General features: G+C 27.4%; 16 protein-coding genes. 6 read left to right on the top strand and 10 right to left on the bottom strand.

Annotated features, from left to right (window positions below):
• The first annotated feature begins 101 nt into the window (after nucleotides 1–101).
• From NG901_RS10210 to NG901_RS10225, 4 genes are all read left to right on the top strand, one after another.
• Nucleotides 102–773 (top strand): DUF969 domain-containing protein, encoded by a 672-nt coding sequence (locus tag NG901_RS10210; RefSeq protein ID WP_252214168.1) that lies wholly within the window; start codon nucleotides 102–104, stop codon nucleotides 771–773.
• A gap of 18 nt (nucleotides 774–791) precedes the next feature.
• Nucleotides 792–1,721, top strand: coding sequence for a DUF979 domain-containing protein (locus NG901_RS10215; protein WP_252214170.1), 930 nt, complete (start codon nucleotides 792–794; stop codon nucleotides 1,719–1,721).
• Nucleotides 1,722–1,902: 181 nt separating this feature from the next.
• The gene (gene pcp / locus NG901_RS10220; RefSeq protein ID WP_252214172.1) at nucleotides 1,903–2,544 is read left to right on the top strand and encodes a pyroglutamyl-peptidase I; all 642 of its coding nucleotides are present in this window, start codon (nucleotides 1,903–1,905) and stop codon (nucleotides 2,542–2,544) included.
• A complete protein-coding gene (locus tag NG901_RS10225; RefSeq protein WP_252214174.1) occupies nucleotides 2,544–2,984 on the top strand; it encodes a gamma-glutamylcyclotransferase family protein in 441 nt (146 codons plus the stop codon). The genes pcp and NG901_RS10225 overlap by 1 nt, the downstream gene beginning before the upstream one ends.
• Nucleotides 2,985–3,000: 16 nt before the next feature.
• Here NG901_RS10225 and NG901_RS10230 read toward each other — a convergent pair whose 3' ends face one another.
• From NG901_RS10230 to rbsK, 6 genes are all read right to left on the bottom strand, one after another.
• Nucleotides 3,001–3,996 (bottom strand): LacI family DNA-binding transcriptional regulator, encoded by a 996-nt coding sequence (locus tag NG901_RS10230; protein ID WP_252214176.1) that lies wholly within the window; start codon nucleotides 3,994–3,996, stop codon nucleotides 3,001–3,003.
• 156 nt (nucleotides 3,997–4,152) lie between these two features.
• A complete protein-coding gene (gene rbsB, locus NG901_RS10235; RefSeq protein ID WP_252214178.1) occupies nucleotides 4,153–5,064 on the bottom strand; it encodes a ribose ABC transporter substrate-binding protein RbsB in 912 nt (303 codons plus the stop codon).
• Nucleotides 5,065–5,138: 74 nt separating this feature from the next.
• Nucleotides 5,139–6,071 (bottom strand): ABC transporter permease, encoded by a 933-nt coding sequence (locus NG901_RS10240; RefSeq protein ID WP_252214179.1) that lies wholly within the window; start codon nucleotides 6,069–6,071, stop codon nucleotides 5,139–5,141.
• An 18-nt stretch (nucleotides 6,072–6,089) separates the two neighbouring features.
• A complete protein-coding gene (locus NG901_RS10245; RefSeq protein ID WP_252214181.1) occupies nucleotides 6,090–7,592 on the bottom strand; it encodes a sugar ABC transporter ATP-binding protein in 1,503 nt (500 codons plus the stop codon).
• Nucleotides 7,593–7,608: 16 nt separating this feature from the next.
• Nucleotides 7,609–8,004 carry a D-ribose pyranase gene (gene rbsD, locus NG901_RS10250; RefSeq protein ID WP_252214183.1) on the bottom strand — a complete coding sequence of 132 codons (396 nt, stop codon included), beginning with the start codon at nucleotides 8,002–8,004 and terminating at the stop codon, nucleotides 7,609–7,611.
• 5 nt (nucleotides 8,005–8,009) lie between these two features.
• Entirely contained in the window at nucleotides 8,010–8,939 is a 930-nt protein-coding gene (gene rbsK, locus NG901_RS10255) for a ribokinase (protein WP_252214185.1), read from the bottom strand.
• 235 nt (nucleotides 8,940–9,174) lie between these two features.
• Between rbsK and NG901_RS10260 the strand changes: the two genes are divergently transcribed.
• Nucleotides 9,175–9,486 (top strand): hypothetical protein, encoded by a 312-nt coding sequence (locus tag NG901_RS10260; protein ID WP_252214187.1) that lies wholly within the window; start codon nucleotides 9,175–9,177, stop codon nucleotides 9,484–9,486.
• A gap of 308 nt (nucleotides 9,487–9,794) precedes the next feature.
• Nucleotides 9,795–11,804 carry a methyl-accepting chemotaxis protein gene (locus NG901_RS10265; protein ID WP_252214189.1) on the top strand — a complete coding sequence of 670 codons (2,010 nt, stop codon included), beginning with the start codon at nucleotides 9,795–9,797 and terminating at the stop codon, nucleotides 11,802–11,804.
• Nucleotides 11,805–11,890: 86 nt separating this feature from the next.
• Here the strand turns inward: NG901_RS10265 and NG901_RS10270 are convergent, their stop codons facing one another.
• The 4 genes from NG901_RS10270 to licT all read right to left on the bottom strand — a co-directional run bounded on the left by NG901_RS10270 (nucleotide 11,891) and on the right by licT (nucleotide 15,166).
• A complete protein-coding gene (locus tag NG901_RS10270) occupies nucleotides 11,891–12,661 on the bottom strand; it encodes a polysaccharide deacetylase family protein (protein WP_252214191.1) in 771 nt (256 codons plus the stop codon).
• Nucleotides 12,662–12,964: 303 nt separating this feature from the next.
• Nucleotides 12,965–13,612: a ferredoxin-like domain-containing protein gene (locus tag NG901_RS10275; protein ID WP_252214193.1), complete on the bottom strand. Its 648-nt coding sequence runs from the start codon at nucleotides 13,610–13,612 to the stop codon at nucleotides 12,965–12,967.
• A gap of 28 nt (nucleotides 13,613–13,640) precedes the next feature.
• Complete coding sequence (locus NG901_RS10280; RefSeq protein ID WP_252214195.1) at nucleotides 13,641–13,820, bottom strand: DUF1858 domain-containing protein; 180 nt, start codon at nucleotides 13,818–13,820, stop codon at nucleotides 13,641–13,643.
• Nucleotides 13,821–14,332: 512 nt separating this feature from the next.
• Nucleotides 14,333–15,166 carry a BglG family transcription antiterminator LicT gene (gene licT / locus NG901_RS10285; RefSeq protein ID WP_252214197.1) on the bottom strand — a complete coding sequence of 278 codons (834 nt, stop codon included), beginning with the start codon at nucleotides 15,164–15,166 and terminating at the stop codon, nucleotides 14,333–14,335.

Below are 15,166 nucleotides of genomic sequence, written 5' to 3' on the forward strand. Positions count from 1 at the left end.
TTTTGTTGATTGTTTTTTAATTCCTTTAATTTTTTTAATGGATTTTTATGAAGAAATTCTGTATAATAGTAAAAAATACAATTCGAAAGGACAAAATTTTTATGGAATTAATAGGAATTTTAATAATTATAGTAGGTTTTGCACTAAAGTTAGACACAATCGCTGTAGTAGTTTCATCTGGTATTATAACTGGATTAGTTTCTGGAATGAGTATTACAGAAATACTTACTACTTTAGGTGATGCATTTATAAACAATAGAACAACTTGTCTATTTATGCTTACTATACCTGTAATAGGTTTATGTGAAAGATATGGATTGAAAGCAAAAGCTATAATGCTTATTCAAAAGGCAAAAGGACTATCAACTGGAATTCTTTTAAGTGGATATACTTTTATAAGAGAAGCAACAATTGCAATGGGAGTTACACTTGGTGGGCATCCTCAATTTGTTAGACCACTTATTAGTCCAATGGCAGAAGGTGCTTCAATTGCTAAATATAAAGATTTAGATGAAAAAGATTTAGATAAAATCAAAGCTTACTCAGCAGCTTCTGATAATATTGGGAATTTCTTTGGACAAAATGTATTCATGGCTAATTCTGGAGTACTTTTAATAGCTAGTACTTTGGAAACTCTAGGTTTAAATGTTGATACACTTCAAATCGCTAAAGCATCTATACCAGTTGCAATAGTTGCATTTATTTTGTGTATAGTACAAAACTATCTTTTAGATAGAAGCCTAAAGAGAAAATATAGTTCTAAAAATCAATAATTATGGAGGACATGCTAAATGGATATTAAACAAATTTCTAATATATTACTAGAAATATTTTATATCATATTAGGTCTATATATGGCCATTACGATGATATTTACTTTAAAAGACAAAACTCATAAAACTAGAATTGGTACTGCTCTATTCTGGGGAATAATATCTATAATTTTTATATTTGGTAAAATAATACCATCTATTGTTACTGGTATTCTTATTGTAGTAATTGCTTTATTATCAGCATTCAAGCAAATTAATATTGGTACATTAAAGCAATTGGATAGTACCTTTACTAATTTAAAAGCAGAACAATTAGGATTAAAAATATTTGTACCATCATTAACAATTGCTATAATTGCAATGATTATTGCTTCATTTACTCCTTTATCAGGAACAGTTGCTATAGGTATATCAGCTACTTCTGCTTTACTTATTACATTTATTCTTACTAAAGCTAAACCTATGGAATTTGTTGAAGATAGTAATAGAATGTTCCAATCAGTAGGTGTGTTTGCAATATTACCTCAACTTTTAGCTTCTTTAGGTGCTTTATTTACTGTTGCTGGAGTTGGTGATATAATATCTAACATTATTTCTGGAGTTATACCTCAAAGTAATCCTTTAGCTGGAGTTATTGCTTATTGCTTAGGTATGGCTATATTTACAGCAATAATGGGAAATGGATTTGCAGCATTTTCAGTTATAACTGTTGGAATTGGTGTTCCTTTTGTATTTGCTCAAGGTGGAGATCCTGTAATATGTTCAGCACTTGCTTTAACAGCAGGATTCTGTGGAACATTATTAACTCCAATGGCTGCTAACTTCAATATGTTACCAGCTGCATTATTAGAAATAAAAGATACAAATGCAGTAATAAAAGCTCAAGCACCATTATCTTTAATTTTATTATTAGTACATATAGTTCTTATGTATACATTAGGATTTTAAATAATGACTATTTTTTACATAGTACTGATATATTCATAAGCAAAGCTGGACTAAGTAATTGGGGCTTTGCTTATTAAATATAGTCTTAAAACACAATATAGTAGATTGATATTGCATATATCAAGGCATTACTAGAACCTAGCTACAAATTAACATTATATTAAAAAGGACGTGAATTTAAATGAAAGTTTTAATAACTGGATTTGATCCATTTGGTGGAGAAAGTATAAACCCAGCATTAGAGGCTGTAAAAAAGCTTCCAAATACAATAAGCAATGCTGAAATAATAAAATTAGAAATTCCTACTGTTTTTAAAAAATCATTAGAAAAAATAGAAGAGAATATATTAGCTCATAAACCTGATATAGTAATCTCAATAGGGCAAGCTGGAGGTCGTTTCGGAATTACACCAGAAAGAGTTGCAATAAACATTGATGATGCTAGAATCGAAGATAACGAAAAAAATCAACCAATAGATTTAAAAGTATTTGAAGATGGAGAAAATGCATATTTTGCTACTCTTCCAATAAAAGCTATGGTTAAAGAAATGCAAGAAGCTGGCATTCCTAGTTCAGTTTCAAACAGTGCTGGAACTTTTGTATGTAACCATGTTATGTATGGAGTATTATATATGATAAATAAAAAATATCCTAATATAAAGGGTGGCTTTATACATGTTCCATATATACCATCTCAAGTAGTTAATAAACCAAGTATGCCTTCTATGTCAATTGAAGATATTTCTAAAGGATTAGAATTAAGTATTAAAGCAGCAGTTGAAAATAATGAAGATATAAAAACTGCCCAAGGAGAAATTTGCTAATGAGCAATATTAATATCTTCGTTTACGGTAGTTTAAGAGAAGGCTTTTTTAATTATAATAAGTATTTAGATGGTAAAGTAATTGAAGCTAAGCCTGCTCTACTTAAAGGAATGCATTTATATCATATGCCTTATAAAGGTTATCCTGCTATACTACCAGGTGATGGAAAAGTACTTGGTGAAATAATAAGCATTAAAGATTATAATAGTACACTTAAAGCTATTGATGATATGGAAGGCTTTATAAGTTCAGATAATCCTAATAATGAATATAATAAAATTCTTTTAGAGGTAGAACATTTAAACACTAAAACTAAAGAAAATTGTTATGTTTATTTTTATAATAAAGATATAGATTCAATATTTAGTGAAAAATCTATACATATTCCAGATGGCGATTGGAAAAATTATATGATAAATACAAATAAAAGTCACTCATAAAATGAGTGACTTTTATTTATTTTACTGTTTCTCTTTCTACTAAATAAGGTGATAAACTTATGTTCTCTTTTGTTTCCTCATCACTATTTATTGCTTTAAGCAATAATTTAAATGATTCTTCTCCCATTTTATATATTGGTTGAGCAATAGTTGTAAGCTCTGGTTCTATGAATGAACATATACGTATATTATCATAACCCAATATACTTATATCCTCTGGAACATTATATCCATTTCTAATTAAATACTTAATTCCACCTATTGCCATTACATCACTACTATAAAAAATGCAATCAACATTCTTATTCTTCTTGATTATCTTTTCAGTAGCTCTTATTCCTCCATTCATGGAAAAGTTCTCTTCTTCAATTATATCTTCATTTAAAATTTCTAATTTAGATGCAAATTCTTTAAAATAATCAAGACGTGTATCTACTCCATGTCTTATTCCACCTACAAATGCTAGATTTTTCTTTGATTTACCAATTAAATACTCAATTCCAAGTTTTATTCCTTGTTTATTATTACAATGTACTACATTGTACTTTTCCTTATATTTAACTTTTCTATCCACAACAACAAATGGAACGTTATTTCTTATTAATAAGTCCAATGAATTAGTTCCATATTTGCTTGGAACTATTATAACTCCATCAACTAATTTACTTATTAGTAATTTTATATAATGTTCTTCCTTTTCTTCTCTATTTAATGTATTGCATAATATCATGCTAAATCCACAATCTTCTGCTTCAGTTTCTATAGCTTTAGCAATTTCTGAAAAAAAAGGATTTTCTATATCTGGAACAATGCATCCAATAGTATAACTTCTGTTTGTACTTAACGTTCTTGCTAATGAATTTGGAATATAATTAAGATCTTTAGCAGCTTTTAAAATTTTATCTCTAGTTTCTTCTAAAACATTTATTTTCTTATTATTTAAGACCATGGACACAGTCGTCTTTGAAACATTTACTTGCTTAGCTATATCCATTATAGTAACTTTTTTCAAAATATCCCCTCCATAAATATCAGTTTAAATTAATTAAGCCCCCTATTAATTAAGTTTTATTTTTATTATTATAGCATACAGCTATAATTTTTCTAACCTAAAATATTAACAATAAAAGATCCCTACTAAATGTAGAGATCTTTTTAGTAGTTATATTTATTTTTTTAATACTTTTAAATCTGCTGGAACTTGTTTTTCTACAGTTTCACCATTTAAAATTTTACCTGCTTGCTCTACTGCAAGTTCTCCCATTAATGATGGTTGTTGAGCTATAGTGGCAGTCATTTCTCCAGCATTTACAGCTGTCTCTGCATCTACATTTCCATCAAAGCCAATAACTATAACATTTTTGTTAGCTGCTTTTAAAGCTTTTACAGCACCTAAAGCCATTTCATCATTATGAGCAAATACCACATCAAAATCTGGGGTTGCTTGAATTATGTTTTCCATTACTGATAGTCCTTTTTGTCTATCAAATTCAGCTGATTGACTTGCTACTACTTTTACATTATTTTTACCTGCTATTCCATCATTGAAACCTTTACCTCTGTCTCTTGTAGCTGATGCACCTGGTACACCTTGAAGTTCTACTACTTTAATAGTTTCTTTATCTTTTAAAGTTTCTAACATATATTCAGCTGCCATGTTTCCTCCCTTTACGTTATCAGAAGATATATGACACACAACTTCACCACCATTTGATTCTCTATCTAAAGTTATTACTGGTATCTTACTATCATTAGCAACTTGTATTGAATTTTTAACTGCATCACTATCTGTTGGATTTATCATTAATGCAGTTACACCTTGTTGCACTAAATCTTCAACATTTGATCTTTCTTTAGTAGAATCATTTTGTGAATCTAAAACTACTAGTTCATATCCCATTTCCTTAGCTTTCTTTTCTGCTCCTTCTTTCATTGAAACGAAAAACGGATTGTTTAATGTTGAAAGAACCATACCTAATTTCTTATCATTACTCTTTTGCGGTGAACACCCAATAAAGCTTCCCACCATTAATGCTCCAGCCATAGTAAGTGATAATAATTTTAAACTTCTTCTTTTCATCTTTAATTTCCTCCTCTTTCTCTTATAATTGTTTATATTTTTATATAATTGTTTATATTTTTTAAATATCTTATTTATTTTCTTCCCTTTTTGTCTAATAAGACAGCTACTAATATAACTATTCCTTTTATTATTAATTGGTAGAATGGTGATACATTAAGAAGGTTTAATCCATTATTTAAAACTCCTATAATTAATGCACCTATTATAGTACCCATTACACTTCCTTCTCCACCTGCAAGGCTGGTACCACCTATTACTACTGCAGCAATTGCATCTAATTCAAATCCTGAACCTGCATTTGGAGATGCTGACCCAATTCTACTAGTTATAATAACACCACTTACTGCAGCTGCTATTCCTGAAACTACATATACTAAAGTCTTTATTTTATCTGTATTTATACCTGAAAGTCTTGCTGAATCCTCATTTCCACCTAAAGCATATAAATATCTACCAAATCTTGTTTGAGTTAATACGTAATATGCTATTGCTACCATTATGGCTGTAATTATTACTGGTAGTGGTAATATTCCTAATTTAAAATTTCCTATAGCATTAAAACTTCCTGTTAATCCTGATATAGGATTTCCATTTGTGAACACATAAGTTACACCCCTAAATATAGTCATGGAAGCAAGTGTAACTATAAATGCTTGAATCTTTCCTTTTGAAATAAGCATTCCGTTGATAATTCCTACTACAATACCTACTACTACTGCAACTATAATTGCTAGGAATACGTTTCCACCGGAGTTAATAATTGATGCGGCTAAAGCACCACTAATAGCTAATGTTGATCCTACTGATAAGTCTATTCCTCCTGTTAATATTACAAATGTCATACCTATGGCAATTATTGCATTCACAGAAACCTGAGTTAATACATTCGTTATATTTGATACAGATAAAAATCTTGGAGTTAATATAGAAATAGCTATACATAATATGAAAAGCCCTATTAATGATTTATATTTTGATAAATTTTTATTTTTAATACTTTGCATAATTATCCCACCTTTTTTTTACTTTATACCTACAGCAAGCTTCATTACTGCTTCTTGATTGGCTTCATCTCTTGAAAGTTCTCCTGAAACTGTACCTTCTCTCATTACCATAATCCTATCACTTATACCTAATACTTCTGGTAAATCTGAAGAAATCATTATTATAGCTTTACCCATAGCTTTCAACTTATTTAATAATTCATATATTTCTTTCTTAGCACCTACATCAATACCTCTTGTAGGTTCATCAATAATTAAAACTTTAGGTGATAATAATAACCATTTTGCTAAAATAACCTTTTGTTGATTACCTCCACTTAAATTTTTTATTAGTTGTTCCGCATTTGGAGTTCTTATTCTTAGTTTTGTAATATACTCTTCAACATCTTTTTCTTCTAAAGATTTATTAACACGCTTTAAATTATTTTCATACATCTGTAGATTTCCTAGTGTCATGTTTTCAGCTACAGACATTCCTAAAATTAATCCTTCTTTCTTTCTATCTTCTGGTAAGTAGCATATTCCTTTATTTATAGCATCTTTTGGACATGTTATCTTTACCTTTTGACCATCTATAAATATTTCTCCACTTTGACTTTTAAAATCTCCAAATATTGTTTTTGCAAGTTCTGTTCTCCCTGCACCCATTAAACCTGCTACTCCAAGTATTTCACCAGCATTAACTTCAAAAGAAACATTTTTAACTTTTTTTTCGTAATTTAAATTTTTTACATTTAATATTGTTTCACCTTTTTCAACTTTCTTATATGGAAATTGATCCTCTATAGTTCTTCCTACCATCATTGCTATTAATTTATTATTATCAATATCAGCAACCTTAGCCTCACCAGCATACTTACCATCTCTAAGTACTGCTACTCTATCACACATTGCAAATATTTCTTCCATTCTATGAGATATATATATTATAGCTATATTTTTTTTCTTAAGATTATCAATTACATCAAATAATTTCTTAGTTTCTACGTCCGTAAGTGCAGTTGTTGGTTCATCCATTATAATTATACTTGAATTTTTAGTTAAAGCTTTTGCAATTTCTATCATTTGTTTTTCCCCTACATTGATATCTCTTACTAACGCTTCTGGGTCCACATTACATCCTATTTGGTCTAAGAATAATTTACTTCTTTCTATTAAAACCTTTTTATTTATCTTTCTTGTATATTGAGAAAATTTTTCATTCCCTAAAAAAATATTTTCTGCTACTGTTAAATTAGGAATAACACTTAACTCTTGATGTATTATAGCAACTCCCAATTTTTCAGCTTCCCTTATTCCCTTAATATTTACTTCTTCTCCTTCAATAAATATTTTTCCCTCATCTTTAGTATAAACTCCACTTAAGATTTTCATCAAAGTAGATTTTCCTGCTCCATTTTCTCCCATTAGAGCTGTTACTTCTCCACCATATGCTGTAACATTAACATTATCAAGCGCTTTTACTCCAGGGAACATTTTTGATATATTCTCCATCTTTAATTTAGGTTTCTTTGTTTCCATTAGAATTCCCCCTTCTTTAAAAAACAACTCCTGATTTTAAAATTATATTTGCATAAGGAGTTTGTTCTCCAGTTCTTACCACTGCTTTACATTCCTTTAACTTAAATTTTAATTCTTCATGAGAAATAAATGTTATTTTAGCATCACCTATTACTTCTTTTATTTCATTGTAAAGTTCTGGACTAATGTCCTCTGTTTCTTTAGCTAAAATCACCTCTTCTATTTGTAGTTCTAGTAATGTTGCTTTTAAAGTTTGAATAAATGTTGGGATACCTTTTATTAATGCTAAGTCTATTCTTTCACTTTCATCAGGTATTGGTAAACCACAATCTCCTATTGCAATCATATCTGTATGACCCATTTTTGAAATTACTGAACTTAAATTACTGTTTAATAATTCTGTTTTTCTCATTTGTTTTATTCCTCTCCGTAAACTTTAATTACTTCTTCTTTGTGTGGTATTGATGGTTGAGCACCTTCTTTTTGTACTGCTATTGAAGATACCCTATTGCCAAATTTAACTGCCTTAAGTAAGTTTTCTTTAGTTATTTCATTTGGATTTAATTTTGTACTTAATCCACCTATAAAGCTATCTCCTGCTGCTGTAGTATCTATTGCATTTACTTTATATGCAGGTACTAATTCACAAAAGTCTTTTCCTATTACTGCTGCACCTTTTGAACCCATTGTTATTATTACAGACTTAACTCCTTTATCCATAAAAACTTTTGCAGCTTTTTTTGCGTCTTCTAAATTTTTAACTTTTACACCAGTTAGAACTTCTGCTTCAGTTTCATTTGGAACTATAATATCTGTAACTGCTAAAAGTTCATCTTTTATTTTCTTTGCTGGTGCAGGATTTAATATTGTTATTTTTTCATTTTCTTTTGCATTTTTAAATGCTATTAAAGATATTTCTTCTGGTGTTTCAAACTGTGCAATTAAAATATCACTTTCTTTTATTCTATCCAATGTAGAATTTATCTCTATTTCACTAATACTCATATTTGAACCTGGATTAACAATGATTGAATTATTGCCAGTATCTGCTACCATTATCATTGCAGTTCCTGTTGCATTAGAATTATCTTCAAAAACGTAATCTATATTTATGTTATCATTTCTTAACTCTTCTCTTAATGTCCTACCATAATCATCTTTTCCAATTTTAGCTATCATGGAAACATGTGCACCACTTCTTTTTGCTGCTACTGCTTGATTAGCACCTTTACCACCTGGTATTTTCTCATATGATTTAGATAGTATTGTTTCTCCTGGCTTAGGCATATCTTTTATTTTCATAACTAAGTCCATATTCATACTTCCAAGTACACATATCTTATTCATATAAATTCCTCCATCACCTAATTAAATATTAGTTAACCGTTTCACTGAACCGATCAACCATAGTATAAACCATCTGTAAACGTTAATCAATAGTTTTTTAAAATTTTTTTATTTTTTTATTTTACCCAAATTTATGCTTCCTATTCTGATATTTATTTCTATTTGAAAATATTTTTCATTTGTTGTATAATTTATATATAAAAACATATTAATATAAATTTAAGGTGGTACATATATGAACGTTTATGCAATAACTTATTATTTAAAAGAAGACACACATTCATGTGGTTGTGAAGATCATCACGAAGAACATCATCACCATCATCATCGTGATGATTACGAAATAACTGGAAACATTAAAGCTTTAGGAGCTTGGGCACATTTAATGCCTACTAGTTTTCTAGTTAAATGTGAATTAACTGCAGATGAAATTTCAACAAAGCTTAAAGAATTTCTTCAAGATAAAGACATGCTTTTTGTTACAGAAGTAACTAAAGATAATGTTGCTTCTTTAACACCAGGCGTTGTTGAATGGATAAATCAATAAGATTTTAACTGAAAAAGGCATGTTCATTTTATTTTGAGCATGTCTTTTTCTTATTTGTATTACAATTCTTTAAACAATTTAACATATACTCTTACTTTAACTTTAATAATTCTAATTTCAAGTAGATGATGAATTCTTCTATTTTCTCTAATTTCTCTAATATTTTTATTAGATTCTTTAATTCTTCTTAATTTATAGTTTAAAATTTAATATTTTATTAGGTAAATGTTGGTTTAAGATTTTATTAAATGTTACGATAGATAAATGTACTATTTTATTAAATAACTATATTAGGAGGAAAATTTAAAATGAAAAAACTAAAGTTTAAAAGTATAAAACAGCAATTATTACTATGTTTTATATCTCTAATTGTAATTATGTGTACAGGCATAGCCTTAATTTCTATGTACATATCAAAAAAATCTGTAATTTCAACTGTTAATATCACCTTACCTGAAGTTGCTAAACAAGCAAGTTCTTCTGTAGAAAATGCAATTAATACTCAAACTAAAATTTTAGAAACTTTAGCTACTAATGAAAAGATAAAAAATGAAACTACACCAATAGAGGAAAAATTAGCACTGCTTTCAGAGATTTCAAAACAAAATGGCTATTTAAAGATGACTTTTGTAGATATTAATGGAAATGGATTTAATACTGATAATCAACCATTAAATATATCTGATAGGGACTACTTTAAAAAATCTCTTTCAGGCATAAGCACTGTATCTGATCCAATAATAAGTAAAGCTGATAATACTCTTATTGTTGTATACAGTGTACCTATAAAAAATAATGATACTATAGTTGGAGTTTTAACTGCTATTAGAGATGGTAATGAATTAAGCGGCTATACTGATAATATTAAATTTGGAAAAACAGGCACTGCATATATGATTAATAAAGAAGGAACTATAATTGCACATAATAATAAAGAACTAGTAATCAATAAAGATAATGACTTTGAAAATGTAAAAAGTGACCCTTTATTAGAATCTATAGTTAAAATAGAAAAAAAAATGGTTGAAGGTGAACTAGGCTCTGGAGAATATTCTTATAAAGATAAAAATAAATATGTTGGCTATTCTCCTATTAAAAGTACAGGTTGGTCTGTAGCTATAGTAGTTGAAAAAGATGAAATTTTAAGTCAACTAACTACTTTAAAACTAGTTATTGGCATAACATTAATTATCTTTGTTTTATTAGGTAGTTTTATGGTGCTACTTCTTTCATCATCAATTACAAAACCTATAAAATTATCAATGCAACAATTAAAATCTATATCTGAAGGTGATTTGACATTAAATATTTCAGAAAAACTTTTAGATAGAACTGATGAACTTGGAGAAATGGCAAAATCTATAGACACTATGAAAGTTTCTATGATTAGTATGATTAATAATATAAAATTAAGTTCCTCTAATATAGACACTCAAAGTGATACTTTATTAGTGTTATCAAATGAAATGTCAGCCTCAAGTAAAAACATTTCAATTGCTACTAATGATGTTGCTAAAGGAACAGTAGGTCAAGCTCAAGATTTAATAGATATTACTACTATATTACAAAATTTCAGTGCTAAATTAGATGATATGGTTAAAATAATAAGTGATATAGATTCAAATACAAGTAATATAAAATCTAAGTCTTATTCTAGCAATACAGATATGGAAACTGTTATTCAATCTGTAAATAATGTTAATAAAGCATTTAATGATTTAATTATAAAGATACAAAGTGTTGGTTCTAATGTTACAAAAATAAACGAAATAACTAATTTAATAAATAGCATATCTGAACAGACTAATCTTCTTGCATTAAACGCAGCTATTGAAGCAGCAAGAGCTGGTGAATCTGGTAGAGGTTTTTCTGTTGTAGCAGATGAAATAAGAAAACTTGCTGAACAAAGTAAAGAATCTTCATTAAGTATTTCTAGCTTAATATCAGAAATTTCTATAGATACAAATCTTATGATTAATACTACTGATACTATGAAAGATGAGCTTAAAATTCAAGAAAATAATATATATACTGCAATAAAATCTTTTGAAACAATTACAGTTGCAGTTGATGAGATTACCCCTAAAATTGAATTAGCTAATAATTCTGTTAATGATTTAAATGAAAATAAAGAAAATATTTTAATTAAAATAGAAACATCATCTTCAATTGCTGAAGAAGTTTCTGCTTCAGCTGAAGAAATATCGGCATCAACTGAAGAAATGAATAAATCTACTGACGAATTATCAAATTCTGTTGAATTATTAAATAATATGAGTACTGAAATGATTAAAAATGTAAACAAATTTAAAATATAAAATAAAAAAACTCTAGATAATCTTATGTAAATGAAAAATTATATTAAAAAATACCGTACTATTTATTTTATAGTACGGTATTTTAATTAATTATTTTTTCTTATTTTAAAATATATTTCTGGTGTATCCTCTTCTATAGTTCTAAATTCATACCCTTTTGATTTATAATAATCTATTATTTCTGGTAAAGCTGTACAAGTATTCTTTTGTAGATCTGTACAGTGCATAAGCAGTATTATAGTTGATAAATTTTCACTTTCGTTTATAGCTTTTCTATATAATTTGCATGGTGGAAGTTTTGGATTTAGACCATCTTCAGTATCTAAATTCCAATCATATATTTTAAAATTATTATCATGTAATTTTTTCAAATAACTTTTGCTTAAATGTTTATAACTTCCGCCTGGAAATCTAATTATGTTAGGTGAAACTCCAACCACTTTATTTATTTCATTACGACATTCAATCATTTCTTTTATAAAATTGTCCTCGTTGCAATAAATACATTTATACTTATGACTATATGTGTGAAGACCTATACCATGACCTTCATCATTAATCCTTTTTACAATATCTTCTTTGCCTTCAATTTGATTACCAATTAGAAAAAAAGTTGCTTTAACATCTTTTTCTTTTAACACATTTAAGACTCTTTCTGTTACTTTATAACTAGGCCCATCATCAAAAGTAAGATATATTATTTTCTTCTTATAATTATTGGTTTCTTCATTTGAATTAACATTAGTACTATCTATGTTAGCTCCTGTAGAAATACTTCTAAAATTTTGTTCAAATATAGAAATGATAAGAAGTATGTTTATAGCAATGAGCAAAAAATACTTCCACTTATTTTTCAATTTCTTTTCCTCCTTGTTATATTTAGTGTATTAAATTAAATCATAAAACAATTTATTTATAATATTTTTTGTAAATTAATTTTATTAATTATAAAATTCACTATATATTATCATTAACTTTTTAATAGTTTTTATTTGTAGTAATTTTTAACATCAATTAACAATTAAGATAAATATTCAATATTATTTGCATAATGTACTATAAATCTTCCTTATTACCTTGAACTATGTGGCCTAAAATTTTTGCATCAAAAAAAGATATACAATTATAAAAATTGCATATCTTTGAATAATAAATTGATTTTAAATATTAACTTCTTCTTTAAACTTTTCTAGTCCTATTCTTTCTATAAAGAATCCCAGCTTTTCTCCTGCTTCTGCATTTTCCTTATAATAATCAAATATGTTATCTACTATTTTTAATGCTTCTTCTTCACTCACATCTTTTACAATAACATCTGCAATTCTTGGATTATACCCTGCTGATCCACCTGCACATACTATAAATCCAGTTTTGTCTGCAATTACCCCAACATCTTTGCTATACACACTTCCACAAGCATTCCTACATCCTGCAACTCCAATTTTAGTTCTACAAGGCATTTCCATCCAAGTATACTTTTTAGAAAGTTTCATTCCTATTCCAATAGTATTATATTTTTCTCTTTTACAAAAACCAGCAGGACACATCTCAACATTTTTAACAGAATTAGCGCTTTTTACAGCAGGTTCCATGCCAAGTTCTTCCCATATCTTAGGTAAATCTTCTTTTTCTAAATTTGTTATTAATATTCTTTGTCCTGATGTGATTTTTAATACACCTTTATATTTCTTAGCTATATCTATTATCTTTTGCATTGTTTCTATAGTTACAAATCCACCTGGTATATGTGGAATTATACTATATGTTCTTTTACCATTTCTTATTTTTTGAAGATTACCGTAATCCATATATTCTCTCTCCTTACCATATCTAATATTAATTAAGTGCTTTTAATAAATCCTCAAGATTTAATCCATGAACATTAGCTGCATCTTCAAGACTTTCTGATTGTGCTGATGGACATCCAATACATCCCATTCCAAAACTCATTAAAATTTCTGCTGCATTTTCCTTTATTTTTATTATTTCTCCTACTGTCATATCTTTAGTTATCATAATTTTCTCCTTTTCATATTAAATTTATTTTGTTTCTAATTTGTATATTCTTATTTATATTTTACAATACATTAATATCTAATTCTCTTAATTTACAATACAATACATTTTTAAATGTTATATTCTAATTCGTAGCATTTAAATTACTTATTCCATGTAAGTAATTATATAATAAAGTCTATACAAATTAAGTAACATATGTTACACAATATTTTATATTTGAGCTTTTTTTACTTAACCTTCTCATATAAGTATTTACAAAACTAATTAGATATAGTTATATTCTTATATAGTTTTCAAATCTACTTGACTAATATACCCTTTAAGAAAAATAACTTTAATAAACATGTAAAAATCAAAAAATGAACGTATGATAATGATGTGGTCATACGTTCACTTTTAACATTATAAAATTATGAAAAATATCCTAATTCTATTTATGATTTTTTATATGTATATTTATATAAAATAATTAGCTATTTAATAATAAATTTAAATCCATACACTCAAAATTATTTTTGTACTATTCTTACTATATGTATAGTTAAATATAATAGTTCATCATTAGAAATTTCTTTGTTTAATATTTTTTTAACATAATCTCCGATTAACCTAGCACACTTAACTTCCTTAGGATACTCTTTTATCATTTGTTCAAAAATGAAGTTTTCCTTAGATTCAATCATTCTATCATCTAATAAACGCTGAACAAAAAATTGAAGGTGAGTTAAAAATCTTGAATAGTTAAGCGAATCTTTATCAATAGTTATACCAAAATTATATTGAATTATGTTAAAAATATCCTTTAACATACGTATTGTTAACAACGTATTTTGCATTTCTGCCTCATCGGTCTGTGCATTAACAACATGAAATGCAATATTTCCAGCTTCTTCTTCAGGAAGTTTTACATTAAGTTTATCATTAATATATTTAACTGCATACTTTCCTATTTCAAATTCTTTTGGATAAAACTTTTTTAATTCCCATAATAAACGGTTTTGTATCGTTATGTTTTTTTCATATCTAGTAAGAGCGTAAGATATATGATCTACTAATGTAATAAAAATTTGATCGTTTAACTTTCCACCTAACTTTTCATTGGCATATCCAATAATATCGTTAGTTATTTCAATGTATTCACTAGGCGTTTCTTCTATAAGTTTTACATATTCTCTTGTATCAGTTTCATTTTTTAACACAAATATCTTTTCTATTTTTTCTGTATCTAATTCTTCGCCTGCCTTACGCTTAAATCCAAGCCCTTTTCCCATAACAACAATTTCTTTATCATTTTCGTCTCTTGCTAAAATAAGACTATTGTTCATCACTTTAACTATTTGCAT

The sequence above is a fragment of the Clostridium sp. CMCC3677 genome (assembly GCF_023845585.1).
GTDB classification, from domain to species: Bacteria; Bacillota; Clostridia; order Clostridiales; family Clostridiaceae; genus Clostridium; species Clostridium aquiflavi.

Bases quoted from the DNA above. Each gene is read 5' to 3' on its own strand.
- NG901_RS10245 (WP_252214181.1), bottom strand. From the start codon at position 7,592: ATGGAAACAAAGAAACCTAAATTAAAGATGGAGAATATATCAAAAATG.
- licT (WP_252214197.1), bottom strand. From the start codon at position 15,166: ATGCAAATAGTTAAAGTGATGAACAATAGTCTTATTTTAGCAAGAGAC.
- NG901_RS10225 (WP_252214174.1), top strand. From the start codon at position 2,544: ATGAGCAATATTAATATCTTCGTTTACGGTAGTTTAAGAGAAGGCTTT.
- NG901_RS10265 (WP_252214189.1), top strand. From the start codon at position 9,795: ATGAAAAAACTAAAGTTTAAAAGTATAAAACAGCAATTATTACTATGT.
- rbsK (WP_252214185.1), bottom strand. From the start codon at position 8,939: ATGAATAAGATATGTGTACTTGGAAGTATGAATATGGACTTAGTTATG.
- NG901_RS10260 (WP_252214187.1), top strand. From the start codon at position 9,175: ATGAACGTTTATGCAATAACTTATTATTTAAAAGAAGACACACATTCA.
- NG901_RS10210 (WP_252214168.1), top strand. From the start codon at position 102: ATGGAATTAATAGGAATTTTAATAATTATAGTAGGTTTTGCACTAAAG.
- NG901_RS10240 (WP_252214179.1), bottom strand. From the start codon at position 6,071: ATGCAAAGTATTAAAAATAAAAATTTATCAAAATATAAATCATTAATA.
- rbsD (WP_252214183.1), bottom strand. From the start codon at position 8,004: ATGAGAAAAACAGAATTATTAAACAGTAATTTAAGTTCAGTAATTTCA.
- NG901_RS10280 (WP_252214195.1), bottom strand. From the start codon at position 13,820: ATGATAACTAAAGATATGACAGTAGGAGAAATAATAAAAATAAAGGAA.
- NG901_RS10275 (WP_252214193.1), bottom strand. From the start codon at position 13,612: ATGGATTACGGTAATCTTCAAAAAATAAGAAATGGTAAAAGAACATAT.
- pcp (WP_252214172.1), top strand. From the start codon at position 1,903: ATGAAAGTTTTAATAACTGGATTTGATCCATTTGGTGGAGAAAGTATA.
- rbsB (WP_252214178.1), bottom strand. From the start codon at position 5,064: ATGAAAAGAAGAAGTTTAAAATTATTATCACTTACTATGGCTGGAGCA.
- NG901_RS10215 (WP_252214170.1), top strand. From the start codon at position 792: ATGGATATTAAACAAATTTCTAATATATTACTAGAAATATTTTATATC.